The sequence below is a fragment of the Weissella paramesenteroides genome (assembly GCF_036327715.1).
Taxonomy (GTDB): Bacteria; Bacillota; Bacilli; order Lactobacillales; family Lactobacillaceae; genus Weissella; species Weissella paramesenteroides.
On the sequence record NZ_CP130559.1, the window covers coordinates 569,990 to 594,406 of the forward strand.

Consider the following 24,417-nt stretch of genomic DNA (forward strand, 5'->3'; position numbering starts at 1 on the left):
TATATGACTTTTTATAAACCCAAACAGCACTATATAGCACTGAAAGGACGTTTTTTATTATGACTGAACAAACACAACCACGCAAGCAGATTGAACTACTAGAAGTTAAATATTTGATTGAGCTAGTTGGCAAAATGGAATGGGTTATTAATGGCCACCTAGATAATATAACCAAACAAGAGCTTTTAGATCTTAATAACACCAAACTATCTTATCAGATTGAAACAGTGGTATCGCTTTTCCCTAGTTTTGATAAATTACTTAACGATCTAACAAAAGCGATTAATGAGTTACCTGAATTTGTTGAGGTGGCTGATGAACTTTAAACCAACAAAAGAACAGCAAAATCAGGCATTGGCAGGCGTGTTTGAGCTTTACTACACCCCACTTAATCACAATCACTATGATCATTACATTTATGCTTTTCTCAATTCCTTGATTTTGCACCCAGATGATATTAGCCAAGCAATGGCGTTAACAAAAGCTCTTAATGATCGCCTCATTGATCCACTGAATAAAAAGGAACAGGCGGAAGCATATTGGAAGCTAGAAATGGGGTGGTTTGATGATCTATCTAACTAAAGGCATACGGCAAAGCCATTATAGTGTTGGCAGATATTCAAAGCCTGATTTTAGCCACCTTGTAGAAGCCACCAGAAAGCCACAAGAGGCGTTTAATCAGACAGCGAAACAATTAGCCGAATACAAGAAAAATGAAGCACTGTACGTTATTCATGGCACAGTGGCGGGGATGAAACGTAAAGACGAGGTTATTAATCGGACAATTTTGTTTATTGATGTTGATGATGAGAGTAACTACAAGAATGCTAGTAAGCGACTAGATGATTTACTTGAAGCGTACGACATTAACCACGTCATTTATCCCACGATTAGCAACTGCATTAAAGATGGGGCAAGGTTGCGGGTTGGTGTGGCACTAGATAGGTCGGTAAATGCTGATGAGTATTTGAAACTTTGGCGTGTGATATTGGTAAATGTCGGGCTACATGGCGACAACACGGCAGTAAATCATAGCTTTAAACAGTTGCAGGGCTTATACATCAAAACGTCACAGAATAGCTCACAGGTGCCAATTATTTACGATAGCGGGCAAGGGTTACCAGTAGATGAGTTTATAAAAATCTATGATAGCGATATAGCAAAATATGAGGAACAAAAGCCAGCCGTTGCCACTGTTGGCAATGATGATGAGGACATCCCCAATTATGCAAAAACTAATAAAAAGATGATTGCCACATTATTAGATCCTGAAGCTAATTATCAACAGTTTGGCGGTTGGGATAACATGCTGACGGCTTTGGCTGGTTGGACTTTCAAACAATCATACGGCGATTTCATTATTACGGCTGATGTGGTGGAAACTACAAACAATAAAGGCAGTGACCCGATTGAGGAACAAGAACTCATAAAGAAATTTAAGACATGGGCGAAAGGGTGGACTTACTAAATGGCAAACTTAAAAGATGTTGCACAAGATTTGAATGCAGAGAAACAAGAAAACAAGTTGCCTAGTTGGTTAGTTATTGATAGCAATGGCGGTAAGAGTGTTAATTCAACAGCACTAGGAAAAGCAATTGAACAAGAACATCCCCTTATTAGAACGCCTGCTCTGATGAATGGCGCTTATTACAATGGGAGCTATTGGGAACGAATTAAAAGTTTAAATGAATTAAACGCAAGAATAGCTAAATTAGTAAATACAAAGTTAGATGATCATAATGTGTATAACAAACATAGAAGTTCAGAGATAAGAGAGTGGTTAAGTAGCGATATTTTTATAACGGGCAATGTGTTTGAAAAAAACACGCCATGGCTAATACCATTCAAGAACGGCACTTATAACTTGAAAACCGACCAACTGCAACCAGCAAATAAAAATGATTATATTCTTGGTGGGTTTAGTTACAATCTTGATATGTCAGGACGTGAACCGAAAACTATTAAATCATTGATTAAGTACATGGTAGGAGATGGCGACCAATTCTTAATAGAATATATTGGCTATATGTTTTATCGAAGTTATGAGCCATTCAATAAATTTGTGATTTTGCAAGGCAAACCCGGTAATGGCAAGAGTACGCTAAACAATCGCATTATTAAACCGTTAATTTTAGAAAAAAATATTAGTCATTTGTCCATGGAAAAATTAACTAAAACGGATGGTACGGATGCTTTTAATATTGCTGATTTATTAGGAAAATACGCAAATATTTTTATGGACTTGAAAAAAATATATATTGCTAGTCCGGATCAGTTAAAAAATCTAACTGGTGGAGATGGTGTTAATGCCCGATTTAAACAAGGTAATGAATTCACACTAGAAAATTTTGCGACATTACTATTTGCAGCGAATGACCTACCGACGTTACGAGATGATGAAGGTGTGTTTAGTCGAGCGTTAATTTTGCCAACAATTGCCCCGGTTGTACGGGATAACCCAGTAGAACAGGAAAAGAGAGCCAAATTATTTCCTGATAATGTGATTAAATCAGAGTTACCAGCATTTGCGTATTATGCTTTACGAGAGTTTAAGAAAGCATTAGACCATGGCAAGCTATCAATTACAGAAACTATGAAAGAAGTAACTAAGGAATGGCGATATAGTGATCCGCTAAGCATGTTTTTACAAGAGAAAACTAAAAAGTGGGATGCTCTTGATGTTAGTGGCGGTATTAGAGTTAATCGTTTATATGATGAGTTGAAAGATTGGTTTGAAGATGGGGGACTTACTGTACCAACTAAGCAAGCTGTTAATAATTCATTGCTGACGAGAGGAATAGAACGAAAGAAAGTATTACATGGTCCAGATGATGATGGAGTACAAGCGTGGCGATATATGGGGCTAGATATTATACCGGATGATGAAATTATCCAATAACTAGCCAAAAATATGCCGTAAAATCGGCCATGTATGGATAATTAAAAATGCCTATGTGTCAAGGGTTAAACTACTTATATTAAAGTATTATCCATATTATCCATAAAAATATAAAATTAATATGTATAAAGAACATACACATACATATAGTGACAGCGCTAGTTTGAGTATTTACGGATATTTTGGATATTTTTCTAAAAAAACAACTGAAACCATTGATATGACAGCATTCTTGACTATCCATAAAGGCTATTGTTAATAGCTATTAAATGGTTAACTTTTGGATAGTTGGGAAATTAGAGCAAAAATTATAGAAAGTGAGTGGTCAAAAAATGAGATATGCCGATTATGATGAACAAGTATTTATGAAACACTTAGCCCAAAAGGATGCCGAGTTAATGGCAGAGGCTAAGAGAATTGATGATCCACTTCTGAGAGATGTTATGTATAATATGGCTCAAATTGTGGCACATTTTGCAGATGTAGAGGATGAAAATGTACTGGAAGCAAGTAATCGACTAGAAGATGAAGTAGTTGGACTAAGGGAAAACATCCCCATTGTTGATGATCCAGAGGAAAAGTTACAGAAATTGGAAGATGAAGTCTCAAGATTGGAACGGCAAAATAGAAACTTGGCCAATCGTCTAGAAAAGCTAGAAAACAAGTTGACCAACGTATAAGGGGATGGAGAGGTAAGAATAATGAATGAACATTTTATTATGCAAGAACTATTAACTTTAGTATCACGACCAAACAACGATATACAAACTAGAATTGAATTACTGAAAGTTGGCGTTTTACACAATATTTCAGTATCACTTAAAAATATTGAGAGGGCGAAAGAATGAGTAGTGAAGTTGGTATTTTTATGTTTGGGGTGTTGATTACTTTATGCGTACAATGTGTAACGTTAGGCATGTACCTATTATTTAAAGAAAATTAGATTACAGATCATGACAGGTAAATAATAAGAAAGCACCAGCAAAGTATTTTCTAGCTCTGCTGGTGTTTTACTATATATGAGCAGTTGTATACATTTTATTATTCAATTCTTTTAAACTATATGTTATCGTTTACATATGTTAAAAATGACATACGAATGTTAAGGGGATAAGCTTATGAATTTAGGAGTATTAGTCATTACGTTTTTAGGCGTTAATTTTGATTTTTTCTTTATGCTATTATTTTTATTAAAGAAGTATCGAGTATCGCAAGTCATTATTGGATATTTAATTGGTGTAATTATTTTACTAACAGCTAGTTATTCCATTGGTGCAGTATTGGCATCATTCTTGCCAGAGTGGATATTAGGACTATTGGGAGTATTACCCATTTATATCGCTCTCCACGATAATGATGAAGAACAGGATAATGACAGTAAAAGGTCGCCAATTATAACAGTATTACTAACATATGTATCAGTCTGTGCAGGGTGTGTTTTAGCTATATTTTTACCTGTTATGGTGGGCGAGAGCTTTAAAAGTTTTTTAATCACACTTCTAATTATTGCCATGTTGACGATCGTTATTGTGTTCATTGTTAAGTTGGTAGCAGATATGAAAATTGTTACTGGGCTAATGGATCGTTACGGTGAAATACTGATGAAAGTCTGCTATGTCCTCATCGGTTTATATGTATTTTGGGATAGTGGTTTGATTAGTCATTTAATCGCATTATTTTAGTGAGAGGTTAGTACTATGATTGATGAAGAACACTTAAATGAAATGAATAAGGTCATGAAATTATTAAGTAACCCTGTTAGAGTGCAAATGTTGTATATGTTACAAAATACAAGCATGAGTGTTAATGAATTAAGTGAAAAGCTATCAGTAGAGCAGTCGGTTATATCGCATAACTTAGCATTATTACGTGAGTATCAGCTAGTAATGGCTGAACGACAAGGCAAATACAATTACTACCAATTGAATGATCCACATATTTTAGATGTAATCAATGAGACACTAGAACACGTTGATCATGTCATACGTGGTAAACAACACGGAGAATAACCAAGTGTAAGCATCTATAAAGATATAGAAATTAGTGTAATTAAATAAAGTAACACCAGCAAAGTATAATGCTTTGTTGGCGTTTTTTAGAGGGGTCGATTAAACCGATATCACTTAGATTAAATAACATGGGTTGGCGGAAAATTTTGCCACCCTAAGTATTGAGGAGCGCTCAAATTTGAGCCACCAACTTGTCATGCCTTTATAAATATGTTTAGGTAAGCAAAAATAGGTTAACTGGTCACCGTGATAGATGGGTTATATATAATTAGAGGTATAGATAGAAGTGTAGAAAATGTGTCTATAATAGAAAATTTGACAAAGATATAACCTTAATTATATCAACAAAGTTAACCTATGATAGAATATATAGAAGACTTAAATTGATACATTCAATTAAAGGAGAAAAAAATGAAGTATAAAGAAGTTTTTTCACCTAATTTTATTCAATTACTAAATGATAACTTGGGATCAGAAAGTGAAAATCAGCGAATTAATCCAGATGAAGAATTAGCTACAAGCTATGTAGATGTAGAGTCTCTTCTGAAAAAACTAGGCTTTGAAGTTAAGCCTGAAAAATCTTTGGGCGTAAGTGGTGAACTCAGAGATAAAACCATTTTAATTGATAAGGATGAAGTTGAATACCGCCAGAGATTCACTATGGCGCATGAATTGGGTCATGCATTCCAGGGAAAGGTAAATGCATACAGAAAAAATGATAGCAGGGATTACACAGTAAGTGATAGGAAAGATGAAGTTTTTGCTAATAAGTTTGCTGCACAATTGTTAATGCCACGGAAATTAGTTTATAAATATACTGAAGATTATATTGATGATAAAAATCTTGATAGAAATAAATTAAATAAGGAATCAGTAAAAGAGATTAAAGATTATTTAGCACAACAACTAAATGTTTCGGGTAAGTCAGTAGAATTCCGAGTTGAAAATCTAAATTTATTTGTTCGAACTGCTGGGTAGATAAATATGACAATGGAATATGAATCAAGGAAAAAAGTTTATGTAGAAACGAAAGTTTTTGACACACTTGAAATTGATATTAAAGTTGGTGTAACTAATAATGATGACAAAAGATTTTATATTATAAATGATATTAGCTGTGCAAACGAACAGTTAAATTCTCCTGTTTTGCAAAATATCGGTCAAGACATAGTGAAACATATAAATGATCTAGAATTTTCAAAATCACATTCAAAGATAAGACAGAGTTGGTCTGCTTTTTATGCAATTAAAGAAATAATTGACATTATTCGCACTGAAGTTAAAGAAAAATGTAAAGGCTATAAAATTTATTTTAGAGGTCAAGGGGGAGATTGGCCTCTAAAACCTACGTTGTATCGAGATGGCGAAAATGGCTATTCAGATGAATTTAGGATTCAATATGATACAATTTATGAGTCTATCGCTAATAAATTTCCACACGAAATAGAGTATTCTTCAGATTTTGGGAGTAAAAAAAGAGCTGCAAATTTAGCAATTTTACAACATTATGGATTAGGAACGCCTTTAGTAGATATTACTGAAAATCCATTTATAGCTATGCTGTTTATGACTAATAATTATCAGTATAGCGAGGAACATGGCTCACTTAAAATGGATGTTTTTTTTATACGAGAAGACGGGGAAAACACTTTGTTTCAAGAGGTTGGAAATAAGGATAATAATCTTAGAATTACAGTTCAAAAAGGAGCATTCTTAAATTTCGAAAAGTTAGAGGGGGCATTAATATATGGGGAAAAGAAAATAGACCGTATCTCCATTAATTTAAAATACGATAATGCTAGTCTTGAACAAGAATTGTTACCAGATGGTCTTGATGATGAAGGAAATAATAATCCTGAGATAGCATTGAAAACAGCTGCTAGGGATATCCAAGAAAAATTAACGTCATTTAATTATATGAATGCTGATCTTTTTCCTGACTTTTATAAATGTTTAGAAATGATTAAGTTAAAATATACCCAGGGTAACGGTACGGAACAACCATGGTATAAAATTTTTTATCACAAAATTGAAAAATAATAAGGTACATATATATTTAAAGCCCGCTAGGTTATTTGATTGAATAGCTTGGTGAGCTTTTTTTATTGGTTTTCGACAGAAGTGTCGAACCTGACAAAACCTTTTTTGAAATGAATGGGGATGTTCAGGAACGCCCGCATTGTTAGTCATTACAGAGTTGTCCAATTTGGGGTAACAATGACCTAGATAGTAACTAGATCGTCTTTCTGCCACTGTTGATAGAAAGTGCTCAAATGTAGGTATGACATCATATATTTCTCACAGCCGAAAATTCGGTTATGAGAATTACACATTTTTACATGAAATTAAAAAATGATGCTATATAAACGTATTTAGAACCACAAAACAGCCACTAACCTATATACTTGATAGTGAAAGGGTGGTTAGAGCTATGACTTCAAGACAAGAACGGGCAAAAGAACAACAACAACATAAAAAATTTAAAAATCGGGTTATTGTAATTGTTATCTTTATGTTAGTTGTTATTAGTAGTGGTGTATTTACTTTTCATCAGTTGAATAAGCAAAATAAAATATATACGCGGGAAACAACATCCCCGATAAAAAAGCATGCGGTAGTTAAGGATAAGCATGAAGAATCTAATGTTAGCCCATCAAGTTCTGTAAGCAACGATAGTGAGGTGGCTGATGAAGTAACGAGCTCACAAAGTGGTGTGACAGAAGAAAATCAAGAAGTTAATGCTTATGGACATTCGGTTAAAGACAATCAGCAGGATAATACAGGTATTGCTGAAAGCGATCGACAACGAAATGAAGATTTAGAAAACTTAGATTATATAGTCACAGCACCTTTAACGTATGAACAAAAAATGACTCAAATGGAATCCTGGGGCTTTTCTTTTACACCAGCGCCACCATCAAAAAAATTAGTTATTTGGGGGCAAGATGTAAGGTCAAGTACTGTGTCAATTGGCATCATTTATCCGGATGGAAGTGTTGAAAAAACAACTAATTAAGATACTTATAATGAACAATGGTGATTAAGCACTAGCATTAATTTGTTAGTGCTTTTTTGCGCTTTATTATCACTTTTGTACTATATAAATAGGTTCATTGAATGTTATTGAATGTAATCGCTAGTTATCCATTTTTTAAAAAAAGGAGACGGGGCGATTAATAAAAATCAATGATATTTTTTGTATAATAATTAAGTAATGACCTATTCCATTATGGAATGAAGGAGGTGCAGAAGTGGAACAAACACAGCAATTAATTAGAGATTATTTTAGTGGTAGATTGAAAGTTAATATCAAAGCGACTAAGCTCAACATGGCTTATGAGCAAAGTACGGATGATACCAAGCTAAAGATGTATGAACATCAACTAGAAACCGTTGAAAACATGTTATCAGAATTGCCAGCTATCCAATTAAGGGCTATGACAATGCATGAGAAAGACAAAAAGACATGGCAACAGATTAGTTATCAGTTTGATGCTAAGTATAGTGTCGTAGCTAATTGGAAATATCAATTTAATAAGCAATTACAAAAGAGGTTAGCCGAGAAGTCGGCCAACACAAAGCCAGATATGGACATGGCTGTTAGAGAATAGGGTGGCAGAAGTTTCGGCCATCTCTTTTAGGTCTCGTCGATATTAACGATACCCGATCAGACATTTACAGGGTATAGCCAATATTGGGCAGACCCATTTGAGGCTTGTTTATAATTAAGCAGACCTATTGGGGGTTTGCCGAGAAGTCGGCCAACCTAATTTATTGATTAACGAGCGCAGATTTGAGCCCGGCATATTCAAACAAGTTAAATGGTCATAGCTGGCCAATTGATTAAATGCAGAATAACGAGACAATTTGTAAACGAACAAAACGACTATTTTGATGATTTAGGCAGGTACGTTTGCCTCGTTTTTTAGTAAGTAAAAGTTCGTGTTGATGTCAAGAAATGTCAAGGTAGGATGCTAGGAAATGCTAGGGCAAATGCTAAGAAATGCTAAGGTAAAATGTTAGGAAATGTTAGGATGCTATGCTGGAAAATGCTGTAGCAGATGTTGGAAAATGCTGGACTAAAATGATGGTAAATGATGGTGTGAGATGCTAGCATTTGCTAGCCTAAAATGCTAGTCTTTAAACGTTGTCGCAACGCTGTTAGATGTTAAGAAATGTTAAGGTAACAAGCTGGTTTGGAAGCTATTTGAAAGGGCTATGAAGCTCTGATTTAACAAGAAAAAGCGTTGCAACGAATGCAACAAAATGCAACGCAACGCAACAAAAACGTTGCAACGTGTTGCACTAAAACGTAACGCTAAATTTGCGTACAAAATCAAAAAGTACGCACAAAAAGTACGCACACAAAACACAAAAAGGGTGCACATAAAACGGTTATAATTTCATGATTTAATAGAGGATAATTTTTACATGTTGTCGATATTAGAACAAGAAAAAGAATTAGATGTTAAGCAGAAACAAAAGAACGTTAAAGAATTTTTTGAAAAAGAATTACCAATCATTATGATCAGGGCGCACACAAGTTATATTGATTTAGAAAGTCCGCTTATTGATGATATGCCTAAAGTTAAGCACAATGACAACACCACCGATACAAAACTAACGGTTTATATGCAGTCGAAGATATGGCTAAGTCAGATATTAGAAGCTATGCAAGCAGTACCAGAGCGGCCAAGAGCCTTTTTAAAGTATCAGTACTTACAGAGACTAAAGTGGCTAGAGATTGAAGACATAACAGGCTACAGCAGTAGGAGCGGACTACATTTTTTAAATCAGGGTTTTATATCATTCGCCAATGCTTTTGTAGACATATATGATTTTCGAGCATGGTTAAATTAGTTACTAATAATGAGTATGACAACGATAAAATGACAAATTATAAACGAGAAAAAGCCATTCACTCAATGTATCTAATAAATATGTATGATTTCCACGAATTGCTGATTATATTAAATTAATGAAATTTTGAAATATTAGAAAAATTTGACAGAATTGAAATTCCAGTGTAAAGTCCTACATGTTAAATAATTAATCTTCGGGGCAGGGTGAAATTCCCGACCGACGGTAATGGTACGATGTACCTCAGTCCGTGACCTACATACCGTGGTATGTAGTTGACACAGTGTGATTCTGTGACCGACAGTTAAAGTCTGGATGGGAGAAGATTTAGAATAAGCTGGTTTTTTTGTGTGGATTTTTTCATAATAGAGACTGGTTGTTTTAAATTAATCTAAAAATAAACCCGATGTGTTTTTTTAAACATATCGGGCTTTTTGCTCCAAAAAAGGAGGAAAAGATGGATGATTTAACATTTATGAATATGGCTGCACAAGTTGCTAGTTTAGCAGACAAAGCACTGACATTTGAAAATCCGCGTGTTGGTGCCGTAGTCGTTAAACATGGAGAAATTTTGTCTATTGGATATCACAAAAAATTTGGGGAATCTCACGCAGAAATCAATGCTTACAATCAATTATCTGATAAGTCCCAAATTAAAGGTGCGACAATGTATGTTACCTTGGAGCCATGTGCTGTTCGTGGAAAAGTTAATTCTTGTGCTGAAACCATGAAAGATTGGGGATTAAGACGTGTTGTTATAGGTTCTATTGATCCAAATCCCAGGACTAGAGGACAAGGAGTTGCTATTTTAAAAAATGCGAACGTTTTAGTTTCCATATTAAATACGCAACATAGTCGGGAATTAAATCCGGAATTTCATCAATATTTTGAGAATAGGTTACCATATATTCAACTGAAGGTAGCAACGTCTCTTAATGGCTTTGTGTCAACATCTAATCAACAACGAGTTAAATTAACTGATGATCGAGCGGATAGTGATGTGCATCATGAAAGAGCTACGCGGAGCGCTATTATGATTGGAAGTCAAACTTTCTTAACGGATTTACCGAATTTAACTGTGCGACATAGCGTGATTGATCATAAACAACCTGCTCGCATCGTAGTTGATCGTCGAGGTAGATTAAAAACATTACCATATAGTTATATAAAGGATTGGATTGTTTATACTGAAAATGAAGAGTTTGCTTCATTCTATGAAAATATTATTTTAATGCATGATGGTTTAATTGGGATATTGAATGATCTATTTGATAAAAAAGCTCAATCTGTCATGGTGGAAGGCGGACCAACATTTATATCATCGTTTTTGACAGAAAATTTATGGCAAGAAATGATAGTCTATAAGACCAATAAAATTTTGAATAATAATAGTTTGGCTGCAGTATCACCAACGATGAAGCCAGTCAGGCAAACTAAACTTGGTAATGCTATAAAATCGGTTTATATTAATCAGAATTGGAGATTTTAAAATGTTCACAGGTATTACACAAAGTATTGGAAAATTGAGTGCTATACATTGGAAAAATAATCAGGAATTGCGATTGAAAGTTGAGACAAGCAATGATTTTTTTAAAAATGTTAGTTTGGGTGACAGTATCATGTTAGATGGTATCTGTTTGACTATTGTTGATTTTTCATCTAGTGAAGCACAATTTGAAATTATGGTACCAACTTTTACCACAACTGCAGTAAAAAATTATAAAGTTGGGCAAAATATAAACTTGGAAAAAGCGATGCCAGCTTCAGGAAAATTTGATGGGCATTTTGTTTTAGGACATGTTGATGGAATTGGGACAGTCGTGCGACGACAGCAGGTTGATAGTACAATTTTGTTAACTCTGCAACCAGATGATCAAGAGATTATGAAGCAAATTGTGAAAAAGGGATCAATTACAATTTCAGGAGTTAGTCTCACCGTTATTACGATGTCAAAAAAAACGTTTCAAATTGGATTAATTCCATTAACGATCCAAAAAACTAATTTAGGAAATTTAAATATTGGTAATGAAGTAAATATTGAGACGGATATTTTAGCAAAATATTTAATGAAAGGCGATATTATACATGGAAATCAAAGATAGTATCAATAAAGTGACTAGGGCAATTCAAAGTCTAAAACGTGGTGAATTGGTTATCTTAACTGATGATGAAAATAGAGAGCATGAAGGCGATTTAGTTGGATTGGCTGCGTTTGCTACACCAGAAGCAGTAAATTTTGCACTAAAAAAGGCAAGGGGTGTATTAACAGTACCGATGTCAAAGGACCGTGCACTTAATCTTGGGTTAACACAAATGGTGGAAAATAATACTGAAAAATTTGGGACAAAGTTTACAATTAGCGTAGATCATATAGCAAGTACTACTGGTGTTTCAGCATATGAACGAGCTAATACAATTAAACAGCTAGCAAATCTAAGTACAAGAAAAAATGATTTTGAAGAACCAGGACATGTATTTCCATTGGTAGCTGAGGATGGCGGTGTCTTAACTCGTGTAGGGCACACTGAAGGGGCCGTTGATTTGGCACGTTTAGCAGGAGTTACACCAATTGCGTATATTATCGAAATTTTATCTGACGATGGTAATATGGCCCGAGAAAAAGAATTAAATAAACTTGCTGAACAAGCAAGTTTATTACAGTTATCGATTCAAGACATTATTAATTATAGACAATATATTGAAGAACGAAACATAAAACCTGGAATAACAGTTCATTTACCAAGCAATTATGGTGATTTTAATTTGACTGAATTTAATACAGAAAATGAACGACCTAACATACTTATTGAAAGTCGTGGAGCACACCAAAATGATGTTCCGCTTGTTAGACTGCATTCTGAGTGCATTACTGGTGAAGTTTTTGGATCTTTAAGATGCGAGTGTGGTCCACAACTACATGCAGCGCTAAAGACAATAAATGAACAAGGAGGAGCGATTGTTTATTTACCTCAGGAAGGACGAGGTATTGGTTTGTATGAAAAATTAAAATCATACGTTTTACAAGAAAATGGATACGATACTTATGATGCTAATGTTGCTTTGGGACATCAACCAGATGAAAGAGATTATAAGCAAGCTGCTGAAATTCTAAAATTAGTGGGGATGACTAAAATTCGTTTGTTAACAAATAATCCAGAAAAGATTCAAGCATTGACTGATAATGGTATTGAGATTGTGGAACACGTTCCTTTAATTACGGGGGTAAATAATATTAATAAAAAATATATTCAAACTAAAAGGGAAAAATTTAAACATTTATTATAAAAACTAACAGCTGGTAATATATAGGCTATTGATAAAAATAATTTATTACTTTTTATCAATAGCCTAATCATAAGTGACAGCACTTACTTTATAGTAATGATCACGTTAATATAATGACTTTCAGGAGATTAAAGTATGATTTATAGAGGAAACTTAACACAAAATGAAAATAGAACCATTGCAATTATTGCGAGTCGCTTTAATACATTAATTGTCGAACAACTCATTATAGGAGCAAAAGAATCCTTGAAGATGCAGGGTATTATAGAAGAAAATATTGATATTATATGGGTGCCGGGGGCTTTTGAAATTCCATTAGTGGCAAAGAAGGTATCAGAAAACAAGAAATATGATGGCATTATTACATTAGGCGCCGTAATTAAAGGGGAAACAGATCATTATGATCTAGTTATTAATGCGTCTGCTAATGGTATTTCGGAAATTGGTATACACACTAATACACCTATTGTATTTGGGGTTCTAGCAACTGATACATTAGAACAGGCTCAACAAAGATCGGGGGGGAAATCTGGTAATAAAGGGTCTGAAGTGGCTTTAGCATTGCTAGAAGTAATCAGTGTTCTGCATAAATTAGAGAATTAGTTAGAAGAATAGTTCTGTTTTCGTGTAATAGCATGAGAACAGAACTTTTTTATATATGTAGACTATGGTATAAAAGGTACGATTAATTTAGGGTTTTGGCTAGTTAGTGTACACGATCAAGCATCACATACCTTTCGATAATTTTGCATTTTCTGCATAAAAGCTGAATTGCAATTGTTGACGGCTGATACTGATTATAAATACTTTTTCGTCAATACTTTGGTATAAAAATGATCTAACACTTGCATAACAATTTTGTGTGCTGAACTATGAATTTTTTATGTCATGATATAAAACTTTCGTTTCTAATTATTTGAGTCTGAATATCCCTATTAATACAGAAACAAGGACGCTTTTGACTAGGGCCATTATCATCCACTCGCATAGAAGGCGGTTTTGTTTCTGCCGGTTATTTCCCAAATACAACTGATTTAAGTCTTAATAAAAAACGCCATTCACTTAAAGCGAACAGCGACATATAACAAGGTGTGGTTATCCATTGATTTTTCTAGGTACACATTAGGTACACATTTAACTCTATTTCCATGTAATTCTATGACATTGTGTGTACTTAGGTGTGTACCTGAATGCCTGATGTAAAGGCAAAACGTTGATACAAAGGCATTTCTAAACCTTACTATGAACCCGGGGGGAATCGAACCCTCATCTCCGGAACCGGAATCCAACGTGATATCCATTACACTACGGGTCCACAACAGATTAAATTATAGCCTATTAAATTTGTATTTGCAACATTAACAATGGCTTCGATGTACCTAATCGTTAGGTTAAACCTTGCAATTAATTAAGTTTAGCTTTATTATAGTAATTGTAAAAATAAAAATAATTCAAAACTTTAAAATAGAAAAGGTGGAGCATATGGCATCATCAGAAGGAAAGGCCACGATGGGCCGAAATATAAAAAGATACATTAAACAAAATGAAATGACGGCAGCACACCTTGCTGAAGTTATTGGTGTATCAACCGCAACTATTTCTGATTGGTCAAATGGAAAAACATATCCGCGAATTGATAAAATTGAAGCAATGGCTGAATTTTTTGGCATATCAAAATCAGATCTTGTCGAAGAGCCTAACCAATCTTCAAAAGCAGTGGTTACTGATGAACCAGTCTTAATGGCTGCCCACTGGGGACTAGATATTTCTGGTTTACCAGATGAAGAACGTTCACGAGTTATTGATAGAGCTAAGTCTTATATTGAAGGACTAATTGCTGATTATGAGGATCGGAATGGGAACAGATAGTTATGATGATCTTCTAATTAGGGTGGAGAATGATCTACTTGGTTTGGGGATGACACCGGTTATCTTAGACACAATGCCACTTAAAGAAAATTCTGGGTTAGATGGCGTTGCTTACTTAAAAGGGAATAAGGCGTATATTTTTGTAGACAAAACGTTGTCAATTTTTGATAAAGCGAAGACCTTGGTTGAGGAATATCATCATGCGATTTCAGATATTGGTAACCACATGGATTACGATGCAACACTTGCTCATAACGACGAAATCGATGCACGCGAGTCGGTAATTAAATATATGACACCTGAGAAAGTTATATTAAGGCTTGCACATGAATATGAGGATCAACCATTCGAGGCCTGGATGTTGTGTGAATATTTAGGATATCCATTAGATTTTGCGCAAGAAACTGTTAGCTTATATAGAAGAAACGGGTTGTTAAGTTAAATATAAAATTTATCCTTGAAATTAATTTAAACCTAATATATACTAATAATAGTCCTAAGGAATTGTACTTAGGACTATTATTAACAAATAACATTAAGTTTAAACTAATTGTCAGGAGGCAATTTATGAGTAATGATATGATAACGTTCTTAATCATCTTGGGGACACTGACATGCATGTGGATTGTGGTAATGGCAATTATTTCAATGATTGAGTTTTTAATTGATGGAAATGTTCATCGAGTGGTACGTGGTGTCAAGTTATTATTACGTTATAGTCTAATTAGGCTAGGGGGCGTTGATGGTGAAGAGGCACATCGGATTCTATTAGGTAAATAAAGTGTGAAATTTCACAAGTGAGTATGTTTTGTTGTCTGTAATATGTCAAATTAACGATTTGAAAACCGATAATAATAAACTATTATTTTGTAATTAAGTCAATACGGTAAGTGAACTAATGTTCAAGCAAATATAACGAAATTTGTTCCTGCTTATCGTATAATACTTGTAGTGGGTGACATTTGAATACTAGATGATATTCACTAATTCATCCTTCATAATATTAATTTCAATTGATATGAAATTAATACGTAACAATAGTTGGTGGGTTTGTTTGCGAAATTGTAAACAAAGTCGTATAATAATTCATGTAGAAACGTTACAAAAGAATTTTTTCTGGGAGGAATCTTAATAATATGACTGTTAAGATTGGTATCAACGGTTTCGGCCGTATTGGTCGTTTGGCATTTCGTCGTATTCTTGAATTAAAGGATACAGCGGACGACATTGAAGTTGTTGCGATTAACGATTTAACTAACCCTGCTATGTTGGCATACTTGTTGAAGTATGATTCAACTCATGGTACTTTGAACGCTGACGTTTCAGCTGACGAAGAAGGAATTATCGTTGACGGTAAGAAGATCCGTGTATACGCTGAGCGTGATGCAGCTGACTTGAAGTGGGTTGCTAATGACGGTGTTGAAATTGTATTGGAATCAACTGGTTTCTATACTTCAGCAGAAAAGTCACAAGCACACTTGGATGCCGGCGCAAAGAAGGTATTGGTATCAGCACCTGCTGGTAAAGTACCAACGGTTGTTTACGGTGTTAACCAAGATACATTGACTGCAGATGACAACATTGTTTCTGCTGGTTCATGTACAACACAATCACTTGCACCATTGGCAAATGCCTTGGACAAGGAATTCGGTGTTGAAATTGGTTTGATGACTACTGTTCACGCCTTTACTGGTACTCAAATGCTTTTGGATGGACCTAAGGGTAAGAAGTTGCGCTCAAACCGTGCAGCTTCTGTAAATACAATTCCTCACTCAACTGGTGCTGCTAAGGCTATTGGTCTTGTTGTTCCATCAGTTGCTGGTAAGTTGGATGGTCACGCACAACGTGTTGGTGTTGTTGACGGTTCTGTTACTGAGTTGACTGCTGTATTGTCAAAGAAAGTTTCTGCTGAAGAAGTTAACGAAGCAGTTAAGAAGTATGAAAATGCTTCATTCGGATACAATGATGATGAAATTGTTTCATCAGACATCATTGGCGACACACACGGTGCCGTATTTGATCCAACTTTGACTAAGGTTATCACTGTTGGTGATAAGCAATTAGTACAAACTGCTGCTTGGTATGATAACGAGTATGGTTTCACTTCAAACATGATCCGTACTTTGTTGCACTTGGCAACACTTTAATAGTTACTTACACTATTATTTGAAAACGGATGGTTTAGTAATAGTCTGAACCATCCGTTTTTTATATAAGATTTGTAGTATTTGAAGTAAAAAAGAAAGAGGGATTCCATGGCAAAGTTGACAGTTGAGGATCTAGAATTAAAAGGTAAAAAAGTATTGATGCGTGTTGACTTCAATGTTCCACTAAAGGAAGTTGATGGACAACAAGAAGTTGCAAATGATAATCGTATCGTTGCAGCATTGCCAACAATCAAGTATGTTTTGTCACACGGTGGACGTGCGGTATTGTTCTCACATTTGGGACGTATTAAGAGTGAAGATGATAAGCCAGCGCTATCAATGAAGCCCGTTGCACAACGTTTGGCTGATCTACTTGGCCAGCCTGTGACATTTGTACCAGCAATTGAAGGTCCAGAGCTTGAAGATGCTATTAACAAGTTAGAAGATGGTCAAGTATTAATCTTTGAAAACACACGTTACGCTGATGTTGTTGATGGTGAAGTTGTTAAGCGTGAATCAAAGAATGATCCTGCCTTGGGTGCTTACTGGGCATCATTGGGTGACATCTTTGTTAACGATGCTTTCGGTACTGCACACCGTTCACATGCATCAAATGCCGGCATTGCTGCAAATATTGCTCAAACTGCAGCTGGTTTCCTAATGGAAAAGGAAATTAAGTTCTTAGGAGGCGCTGTTGAAAATCCAGAGCGTCCATTTGTTGCCATTATTGGTGGTGCTAAGGTATCTGATAAGATTACTATTATCCAAAACTTGTTGGAAAAAGCTGATAAAGTCATTGTTGGTGGAGGAATGGCATATACATTTGCTGCTGCCAAGGGTGAGAAAATTGGTAACTCATTGTTTGAAGAAGACAAGGTTGAACTTGCAAAGCAATTAATTGCAGATGCTGGTGATAAGTTAGTATTGCCAGTTGATGCTGTTGCTGCTGATAAGTTTGCAAATGATGCTGATTCATATGTTGCAGAAGGTGACATTAAAGATGGTTACATGGGACTAGATATTGGTCCTAAGTCAGTTGAACTATTTAAGTCAGTTCTTGCGGACGCAAAGACGGTTGTTTGGAACGGACCTATGGGTGTATTCGAAATGCCTAACTTTGCCAAGGGAACCTTAGCCATTGGTGAAGAACTAGTTAAGGTAACCGAAAAGGGTGCAACAACGATTGTTGGTGGTGGTGATTCAACTGCTGCTGTTCAACAATTAGGTGTTGCTGATCAATTGAGCCACATTTCAACTGGTGGTGGTGCTTCTCTTGAATACCTAGAAGGTAAGACATTGCCAGGAATTGCAGCAATTTCTGAGAAGTAATTTTAAGATAATCAATGAAGAAACTGGAACATTAAATTGTTCCAGTTTTTTTCGTCATATGACCAAGAATCACATGATTAGATTTAGAAACAGTGATAGTTATTTAGTGGTCTTTCAAATATTTTTCAAAAATTAACTAGGTATTGAATAAAATTTACATATGACAAATTTAACTAAAATGTGATAAACTATTCCAAATAGTAATAATTGGGGAACTGTATCATGGATATACATAAATTTAAGGTCTTTCTAGATTTAGCTGAAACAGGTAATTATTCAGAAACTGCTGAAAGATTATATACAACGCAGGGTAATATTTCTAAGCAAATTTTATCTTTGGAAAAGGAACTAAAAACGCAATTATTCAAACGTGAGCACCGCCATATTTCCTTAACTGAGTCAGGAAGAATTACCGAAATGTATGCAAAAAAAATTTTGCATGAATTTGACGCATTACAACAGACTTTAGTGCAACATGATTCAGAGTCAGATAACGTGCTGACGATTCATACAATGCCAACATTTTCGAATTATCGTGGTTTTTCATTAATGAGTGACTTTCACAAAAGTCATCCTGAAATTACGCTGCACTTCTCTGAAACTAAAGATAGTTTATTACTTAACTCATTAAATGATAATCAAGCAGATATAATTTTTGGTCACTATACACCAGATGTTAGTAATAAACTTGAGACGCTGCTGACCGATCAAGACAACTTGATTTGTGTATTACCCGCTAATCACCCATTGTCAGCAAATCAAGTTATTTCATTAAGCGATTTAATGAAGGAAGAATTATTGCTACTAGAAGGCGAAGAGACAATCATTTTCAACAAATTTGGCTCTGCTGGAGAAAGAAGGCAATTGATGTCTGCAGTTGCCTATCAAGGTGAGCGAATCGATATTATTTTAAACATGGTATTAAATGGTATGGGTATCGCTTTGATGATGGAAAAAAGAGTTGATATGACGAATGATGGGCAAATGGTAAAGCGTAAAATCGCAACACACACAACAAGTGATTTTGGCTTTATGAGAATGAAACAAGTTCATGAATCCAAAGCTAATGAATTATTTTGGAAATACATCACACAATCACTTAACCATGATATTATTTAAAAATACATTTTAATCGTATGTGTGATAATATTATAGTATAAAAATTAAATATAATCACAAAGGGGAGCCAATCTGGCTGAGAATGAGATAGAATCTAGACCCTTCGTACCTGTTTTAGTTATTTAAGCGTAGGAATTGTGTGAATGTGTCAATTAATGGCCTCTTTGTGATGATTTTTTTATTGCGAGGAGGTTTTTTTATTTTGCATCTATTCTTGGATTAATGAAATTATATTGTCTAAATTTACTAGGGGAAAACAATAATGAATTCGAAAGTTAGAAAAATAACATATTTAGCTATGATGATTGCACTAGACGTGGTGTTGTCACCAATTTTACGTATCGAAGGAATGGCACCAATGTCCAGTGTGATTAATATTTTAGCTGGTGTACTTATGGGGCCATTGTATGCAACGATTATGGCGACTTGTTGCGGAATTATTAGGATGATGATGATGGGTATCCCACCATTGGCATTAACTGGGGCCGTTTTTGGCGCCTTGTTAGCAGGGTTAGGTGCCCGTTGGGTACATAGTATTTATGGGTCAATTGTTGGTGAGATTATCGGTACTGGAATAATCGGATCTTTACTATCTTACCCAGTTATGGTGCTATTTACGGGCACCAAGACAGATTTGTACTGGTTACTGTATACACCAAGATTCTTAGGTGCCACATTTATTGGTGCAGTAGCAGCTTGGCTCATTTGGCAACAAGCAAAAAAGATATCTTTGTTCAAAGACATGATGCGAGTTTTTAATGGCGAGGAGCGTATTATAAGATGAAAAAGATCACCATTCCGTTGCAAACAGCACCACTCATTCATTGTATTACTAATGCTATCTCAGTAGAGACTGTGGCAAACACACTCCTTTATATTGGTGCGAAGCCGATTATGACAGAAGACATTCGCGCCTTTAATGATTTGGCATTGCAGACAAATAGTTTGTTGTTAAATTTAGGAAGTCTGTCACTTGATAAGGAAAAGAGCATCTTAGCAGCCAGTAAATTAGCGATTGGCAAAGAACCAGTTGTACTAGATGTGGTTGGAATTGCGAGCGCTAAATTTGCCATGAAAGTCGCTAAAAAAATCATTGCAGATCAACCAACAATTGTCCGCGGTAATATTTCAGAAATGCGTGCACTTTGTGATTTACAAACGCATGGACGAGGTGTGGATGGTAGTTTATTAGACCAGACAGATGAAGAATTAATCAATTTAATTACGGCACTTAAGCAGTTACCTCAAGAATCGGTTTATGTTGCTACTGGGACAAAAGATATTGTTGTGGCTAGGAATAACGTTTGGGTTCTAAGTAATGGTGTACCAGAATTAGATCGTTTTACAGGTTCAGGAGATACTTTAAGTGGCCTGTTGGCAGCGTTATTGGGAGAAGGTGCTTCCCCCGAAGATGCAGCGATTCAAGCAATCAGCTATTTGAACATTGCAGGGGAGACCGCAAAAAGCAAAACTGTGACCTCAGGAATTGCAGAATTTCGACAGTTATTCTTAAATGAGCTTTCATTATTAGGGGTTGAAGATTCTGACTGGATAAATAAGATAAGGGGAACAAAAAATGACGAAACAATTATATTTAGTGACAGCGAGATATGACGAATCAGAAAGTGAATTTTTAAATAAAATTGAAACCGCTTGTGCTAACGGGGTTACAGTTGTGCAATTGCGGGAGAAAAATTTATCGACAAGGGATTATTATGAATTAGCGCTAAAAGTAAAAAAAATTACAGATAAATATGACTTACCATTAATTATTGATGATCGAATTGATATTTGCCTGGCGGTTGATGCGCGTGGTGCCCATATTGGTGATGACGAGTTACCAGTCAAAGTTGCTCGGAAATTGCTTGGTAAGGATAAAATCTTAGGTGTGTCAGCAAAAACAGTTACACGTGCAACTGAAGCGGCATCAGATGGTGCAAATTATTTAGGAACAGGTGCTATTTTCCCAACACAGACAAAAGTTGTTACGAAGCAAACGTCAATTGATACACTCAAGGCAATTACTGCAGCTGTTAATATTCCGGTTGTTGCCATTGGCGGCATTACAGAAGAACGTATTGATGTCTTCAAGGGAACAGAAATTGTTGGTGTGGCAATTGTTAGTGAGATTATGAAGGCAACAAACATTGCTCAAAAAGTGCAACGTTTAAAAAAGGCGCTTGAAACGTTATAATGTATCAAAGGAGAGCGAGACAAAAGTTGTTTTGAATCCGGCGTAAATTGCTTTACATTGAGACTTCAGACTTTTGGAACGCGTTTATGCTATCAAACTGACATGCTTTTAATTAAGATATTTTTAGCAAAAAAGTTGGAACATTTTCTTTTGTCCCAACTTCTTTTTTATATTCCTTTGATTTTGAAGAAATTATTTTGTAGATGGCAATTAGGTGCTAAATAAAGGAGTCATAGCAATGATAGAATTCAGTGATGTGGTCAAGACATATCAAGAAAAGCAAGTCGTTAATAAACTCAATTTAACCATTGCCTCAGGTGAATTTTTTGTTTTGGTTGGACCAAGTGGTAGTGGGAAAACGACAATTTTGAAAATGATTAACCGATTGATTTCCCAATCTGATGGTCAGATATTGATTGATGGGGTGGACACTAATCAGGTGGATAGGGCCAAGTTGAGAAAAAATATTGGTTATGTTTTACAGAATATTGCGCTGTTTCCAAATTTAACAATCAGTCAAAATGCCGGTATTTTATTAGAGGCACAAGGTATTAAACGAGAAAAACGACAAACATTGGTCAATGAATTGTTGGATAGAGTTGGCTTGCCTCATGAGCAGTATAGTGATCGAATGCCTAGTGAACTATCAGGTGGTGAACAACAACGTGTCGGAATTGTTAGGGCGTTGATTACAAAACCAAGTATCATTTTAATGGATGAACCCTTTAGTGCATTGGACCCATTATCTCGCAAACAATTACAGGATCTTATTTTAGAGTTACATAAAGAATTTAAGCCAACGATTTTATTTGTTACTCATGATATGCAAGAAGCACTAAGATTGGGGACCAGAATTGGTGTACTTGTTAATGGACGTTTACAGCAAGTTGGAGATCCAAATACGGTGATTAATCAGCCAGCTAATAAAATTGTGTCATCACTATTTAACAATCAACGGGTTACATTGATTTCGGATTTAAAATTGGCGGGCTTATTTCATTTATTAAAGTCAGACCAAGTGATCCAGGCGCCACATTTGTCGGAAACGCAGACAATTCAAGAATTAGCAATGGTTTTACGAGAATATCATCAAGTAATTATTGATCAGCAATATTTTGTTACTGCAGATGATTTACTGCAGTATATCAGTCAACAATAAAGGAGATTGCATGTTAAACGATTTGGTAAATTTACTGACAACGCAGTCAGGTGATATTTTGGTTGCGTTGCGTGAACATGTGTTACTCTCACTAGCAGCCATTCTCATCGCAGCGGCAATTGCCGTGCCATTGGCAATTGCCTTAATGAATCATCGTCGAGCGGGTGAGCTAGTTTTACAGATAGCAGGTGTGATTCAAACGATTCCTAGTTTAGCTGTTTTAGGAGCATTGATTCCATTTGTTGGTATTGGAACAGTGCCAGCAATAATTGCCTTAGTTTTATATGCAATTATGCCTATTTTTCAAAACACGTATGCAGGTTTAACTGAAATTGATCCAAATTTAACTGAAGCGACCGAAGCATTCGGCTTTTCGCGTCCGTTTAAGTTATTCAAAATTCAGTTACCGCTAGCTATGCCAATGATTTTATCAGGCTTAAGGATTGCAACCGTTATGGTAATTGGTACCGCTACATTAGCTGCCTTGATTGGTGGCGGTGGTCTTGGAACTTTTATCATGATTGGTATACAAACTAATGATAATGCACAGCTTTTGCTAGGTGCTATTTTGTCAGCTTTGTTGGCGCTAATTTTCTCTTGGGGAATTAAGTTGATTGGGAAGCTTTCTTTGAAAAAGATTGGCATTCTTTTAGCTAGCCTTGTTGCAATCGGTGGTATCTATATAGGTGGTCAAGCAATTTTACAACCCAAAGGAACAATCACGATTGCGGGCAAGCTGGGTGGCGAGCCAGAAATTTTAATCAATATGTATAAGGAACTCATTGAAGCAGATAACCCACGTTTAGATGTAAAATTGAAACCAAATTTTGGCGGAACAACCTTTATTTATAAAGCCTTAAAAGGTGGTGATATTGATATCTATCCAGAATTTACAGGAACCGTTTTACAATCCTTGGTAAAAGGGGAACATGTTAGTCACCAACCTGCACAAGCTTTTAAAGATGCGCAGCGTGCAATAAAAAAGCAAGATAATCTCACATATCTAGCACCTATGAAGTATCAAAACACATACGCATTGGCTGTTCGGCAATCAGATGCGAAAAAGTATCACTTAAAAACGACAAGTGATTTAGCCAAATTATCACCTCAGTTAACGGCTGGGTTTGATCATGATTTTTATGAATTAAAAGATTCGTATCCAGGTATGAAACAGGCATATCAATTACAATTTAAAAAAGTTACCAGCATGTCATCAAATTTGCGTTATAAAGCTTTAGTAAACAAACAAATTGATGTTACAGATGCCTATACGACGGATCCACAATTAAAAGCCTATAAGCTGGTGGCTTTGAAAGATGATCGGAAATATTTTCCACCTTTCCAAGGAGCACCGTTGGTTAGAACGGCAATTCTAAAGAAATACCCAAGTATTCAAAAGAGTTTATCTCGACTCGATGGAGAGATAACCAATAAGGACATGATTGAGATGAATTATCAGGTAACTGTACAACATAAACAGGCTGATGAGGTAGCCCATCAATACCTAGTCAAACATCACTTATTAAAGTAGTATTGAGTTTTTTGCA

At 35.4% G+C, this 24,417-nt stretch carries 27 protein-coding genes, 1 tRNA gene and 2 riboswitches; of the genes, 27 read left to right on the forward strand and 1 reads right to left on the reverse strand.

The features are described from left to right. Positions 1 to 59 precede the first annotated feature (59 nt). From QRX23_RS02750 to ribH, 16 genes are all read left to right on the forward strand, one after another. On the forward strand, positions 60 to 326 hold the full coding sequence (locus tag QRX23_RS02750; RefSeq protein ID WP_330155862.1) for a hypothetical protein: 267 nt from the start codon (positions 60 to 62) through the stop codon (positions 324 to 326). Further along, on the forward strand, positions 316 to 582 hold the full coding sequence (locus tag QRX23_RS02755) for a hypothetical protein (RefSeq protein WP_330155863.1): 267 nt from the start codon (positions 316 to 318) through the stop codon (positions 580 to 582). Before QRX23_RS02750 ends, QRX23_RS02755 begins: the two co-directional genes overlap by 11 nt. Continuing rightward, on the forward strand, positions 566 to 1,468 hold the full coding sequence (locus QRX23_RS02760; RefSeq protein ID WP_330155864.1) for a hypothetical protein: 903 nt from the start codon (positions 566 to 568) through the stop codon (positions 1,466 to 1,468). Before QRX23_RS02755 ends, QRX23_RS02760 begins: the two co-directional genes overlap by 17 nt. Further along, entirely contained in the window at positions 1,469 to 2,899 is a 1,431-nt protein-coding gene (locus QRX23_RS02765; protein ID WP_330155865.1) for a DNA primase family protein, read from the forward strand. Positions 2,900 to 3,231: 332 nt separating this feature from the next. Further along, positions 3,232 to 3,579 (forward strand): hypothetical protein, encoded by a 348-nt coding sequence (locus QRX23_RS02770; protein WP_330155866.1) that lies wholly within the window; start codon positions 3,232 to 3,234, stop codon positions 3,577 to 3,579. Between the two features lie 438 nt (positions 3,580 to 4,017). Then, entirely contained in the window at positions 4,018 to 4,581 is a 564-nt protein-coding gene (locus tag QRX23_RS02775) for a cadmium resistance transporter (RefSeq protein WP_330155867.1), read from the forward strand. Between the two features lie 15 nt (positions 4,582 to 4,596). Next, complete coding sequence (locus QRX23_RS02780; protein WP_330155868.1) at positions 4,597 to 4,908, forward strand: ArsR/SmtB family transcription factor; 312 nt, start codon at positions 4,597 to 4,599, stop codon at positions 4,906 to 4,908. A 411-nt stretch (positions 4,909 to 5,319) separates the two neighbouring features. Beyond that, positions 5,320 to 5,886 carry an ImmA/IrrE family metallo-endopeptidase gene (locus QRX23_RS02785; protein ID WP_330155869.1) on the forward strand — a complete coding sequence of 189 codons (567 nt, stop codon included), beginning with the start codon at positions 5,320 to 5,322 and terminating at the stop codon, positions 5,884 to 5,886. Positions 5,887 to 5,892: 6 nt separating this feature from the next. Continuing rightward, a complete protein-coding gene (locus tag QRX23_RS02790; protein WP_330155870.1) occupies positions 5,893 to 6,948 on the forward strand; it encodes an FRG domain-containing protein in 1,056 nt (351 codons plus the stop codon). A 391-nt stretch (positions 6,949 to 7,339) separates the two neighbouring features. After that, positions 7,340 to 7,924 carry a hypothetical protein gene (locus QRX23_RS02795; RefSeq protein WP_330155871.1) on the forward strand — a complete coding sequence of 195 codons (585 nt, stop codon included), beginning with the start codon at positions 7,340 to 7,342 and terminating at the stop codon, positions 7,922 to 7,924. A gap of 235 nt (positions 7,925 to 8,159) precedes the next feature. Beyond that, positions 8,160 to 8,519 carry a hypothetical protein gene (locus tag QRX23_RS02800; RefSeq protein ID WP_330155872.1) on the forward strand — a complete coding sequence of 120 codons (360 nt, stop codon included), beginning with the start codon at positions 8,160 to 8,162 and terminating at the stop codon, positions 8,517 to 8,519. Between the two features lie 820 nt (positions 8,520 to 9,339). Next, positions 9,340 to 9,768 carry an RNA polymerase subunit sigma-70 gene (locus QRX23_RS02805; protein ID WP_330155873.1) on the forward strand — a complete coding sequence of 143 codons (429 nt, stop codon included), beginning with the start codon at positions 9,340 to 9,342 and terminating at the stop codon, positions 9,766 to 9,768. Positions 9,769 to 9,956: 188 nt separating this feature from the next. Continuing rightward, a riboswitch (FMN riboswitch) is annotated at positions 9,957 to 10,099 on the forward strand. Between the two features lie 126 nt (positions 10,100 to 10,225). Beyond that, positions 10,226 to 11,257: a bifunctional diaminohydroxyphosphoribosylaminopyrimidine deaminase/5-amino-6-(5-phosphoribosylamino)uracil reductase RibD gene (gene ribD / locus QRX23_RS02810; protein ID WP_330155874.1), complete on the forward strand. Its 1,032-nt coding sequence runs from the start codon at positions 10,226 to 10,228 to the stop codon at positions 11,255 to 11,257. 1 nt (position 11,258) lies between these two features. After that, entirely contained in the window at positions 11,259 to 11,870 is a 612-nt protein-coding gene (locus QRX23_RS02815; protein WP_330155875.1) for a riboflavin synthase, read from the forward strand. Then, positions 11,854 to 13,053, forward strand: coding sequence for a GTP cyclohydrolase II (gene ribA / locus QRX23_RS02820; protein ID WP_330155876.1), 1,200 nt, complete (start codon positions 11,854 to 11,856; stop codon positions 13,051 to 13,053). Before QRX23_RS02815 ends, ribA begins: the two co-directional genes overlap by 17 nt. Positions 13,054 to 13,188: 135 nt before the next feature. After that, positions 13,189 to 13,656, forward strand: coding sequence for a 6,7-dimethyl-8-ribityllumazine synthase (gene ribH / locus QRX23_RS02825; protein ID WP_330155877.1), 468 nt, complete (start codon positions 13,189 to 13,191; stop codon positions 13,654 to 13,656). Positions 13,657 to 14,296: 640 nt separating this feature from the next. Here ribH and QRX23_RS02830 read toward each other — a convergent pair. Further along, positions 14,297 to 14,368: transfer RNA gene (locus QRX23_RS02830), tRNA-Arg, on the reverse strand. A gap of 167 nt (positions 14,369 to 14,535) precedes the next feature. Between QRX23_RS02830 and QRX23_RS02835 the strand changes: the two genes are divergently transcribed. The 11 genes from QRX23_RS02835 (at position 14,536) to QRX23_RS02885 (ending at position 24,401) form a co-directional block, all read left to right on the forward strand. Then, positions 14,536 to 14,922, forward strand: a complete 387-nt coding sequence (locus QRX23_RS02835; protein WP_040760342.1) for a helix-turn-helix transcriptional regulator — start codon at positions 14,536 to 14,538, stop codon at positions 14,920 to 14,922. Next, the gene (locus QRX23_RS02840) at positions 14,909 to 15,364 is read left to right on the forward strand and encodes a hypothetical protein (RefSeq protein WP_330155878.1); all 456 of its coding nucleotides are present in this window, start codon (positions 14,909 to 14,911) and stop codon (positions 15,362 to 15,364) included. Before QRX23_RS02835 ends, QRX23_RS02840 begins: the two co-directional genes overlap by 14 nt. A 125-nt stretch (positions 15,365 to 15,489) precedes the next feature. Continuing rightward, complete coding sequence (locus tag QRX23_RS02845) at positions 15,490 to 15,702, forward strand: hypothetical protein (protein WP_002827628.1); 213 nt, start codon at positions 15,490 to 15,492, stop codon at positions 15,700 to 15,702. 356 nt (positions 15,703 to 16,058) lie between these two features. Then, a complete protein-coding gene (gap, locus tag QRX23_RS02850; RefSeq protein ID WP_002827627.1) occupies positions 16,059 to 17,069 on the forward strand; it encodes a type I glyceraldehyde-3-phosphate dehydrogenase in 1,011 nt (336 codons plus the stop codon). Positions 17,070 to 17,177: 108 nt separating this feature from the next. Beyond that, complete coding sequence (locus tag QRX23_RS02855) at positions 17,178 to 18,398, forward strand: phosphoglycerate kinase (RefSeq protein WP_251940074.1); 1,221 nt, start codon at positions 17,178 to 17,180, stop codon at positions 18,396 to 18,398. A gap of 222 nt (positions 18,399 to 18,620) precedes the next feature. Continuing rightward, on the forward strand, positions 18,621 to 19,517 hold the full coding sequence (locus QRX23_RS02860) for a LysR family transcriptional regulator (RefSeq protein ID WP_131473771.1): 897 nt from the start codon (positions 18,621 to 18,623) through the stop codon (positions 19,515 to 19,517). Between the two features lie 50 nt (positions 19,518 to 19,567). Then, a riboswitch (TPP riboswitch) is annotated at positions 19,568 to 19,669 on the forward strand. Between the two features lie 110 nt (positions 19,670 to 19,779). Continuing rightward, complete coding sequence (gene thiW, locus QRX23_RS02865; protein ID WP_408068656.1) at positions 19,780 to 20,301, forward strand: energy coupling factor transporter S component ThiW; 522 nt, start codon at positions 19,780 to 19,782, stop codon at positions 20,299 to 20,301. Continuing rightward, complete coding sequence (locus QRX23_RS02870) at positions 20,298 to 21,131, forward strand: PfkB family carbohydrate kinase (RefSeq protein ID WP_330155879.1); 834 nt, start codon at positions 20,298 to 20,300, stop codon at positions 21,129 to 21,131. Before thiW ends, QRX23_RS02870 begins: the two co-directional genes overlap by 4 nt. Continuing rightward, positions 21,094 to 21,711 (forward strand): thiamine phosphate synthase, encoded by a 618-nt coding sequence (thiE, locus tag QRX23_RS02875; RefSeq protein WP_330155880.1) that lies wholly within the window; start codon positions 21,094 to 21,096, stop codon positions 21,709 to 21,711. Before QRX23_RS02870 ends, thiE begins: the two co-directional genes overlap by 38 nt. 238 nt (positions 21,712 to 21,949) lie before the next feature. After that, positions 21,950 to 22,870, forward strand: coding sequence for an ABC transporter ATP-binding protein (locus tag QRX23_RS02880; protein ID WP_330155881.1), 921 nt, complete (start codon positions 21,950 to 21,952; stop codon positions 22,868 to 22,870). A gap of 10 nt (positions 22,871 to 22,880) precedes the next feature. Continuing rightward, positions 22,881 to 24,401 carry an ABC transporter permease/substrate-binding protein gene (locus tag QRX23_RS02885; RefSeq protein ID WP_251940078.1) on the forward strand — a complete coding sequence of 507 codons (1,521 nt, stop codon included), beginning with the start codon at positions 22,881 to 22,883 and terminating at the stop codon, positions 24,399 to 24,401. Positions 24,402 to 24,417: the final 16 nt, after the last annotated feature.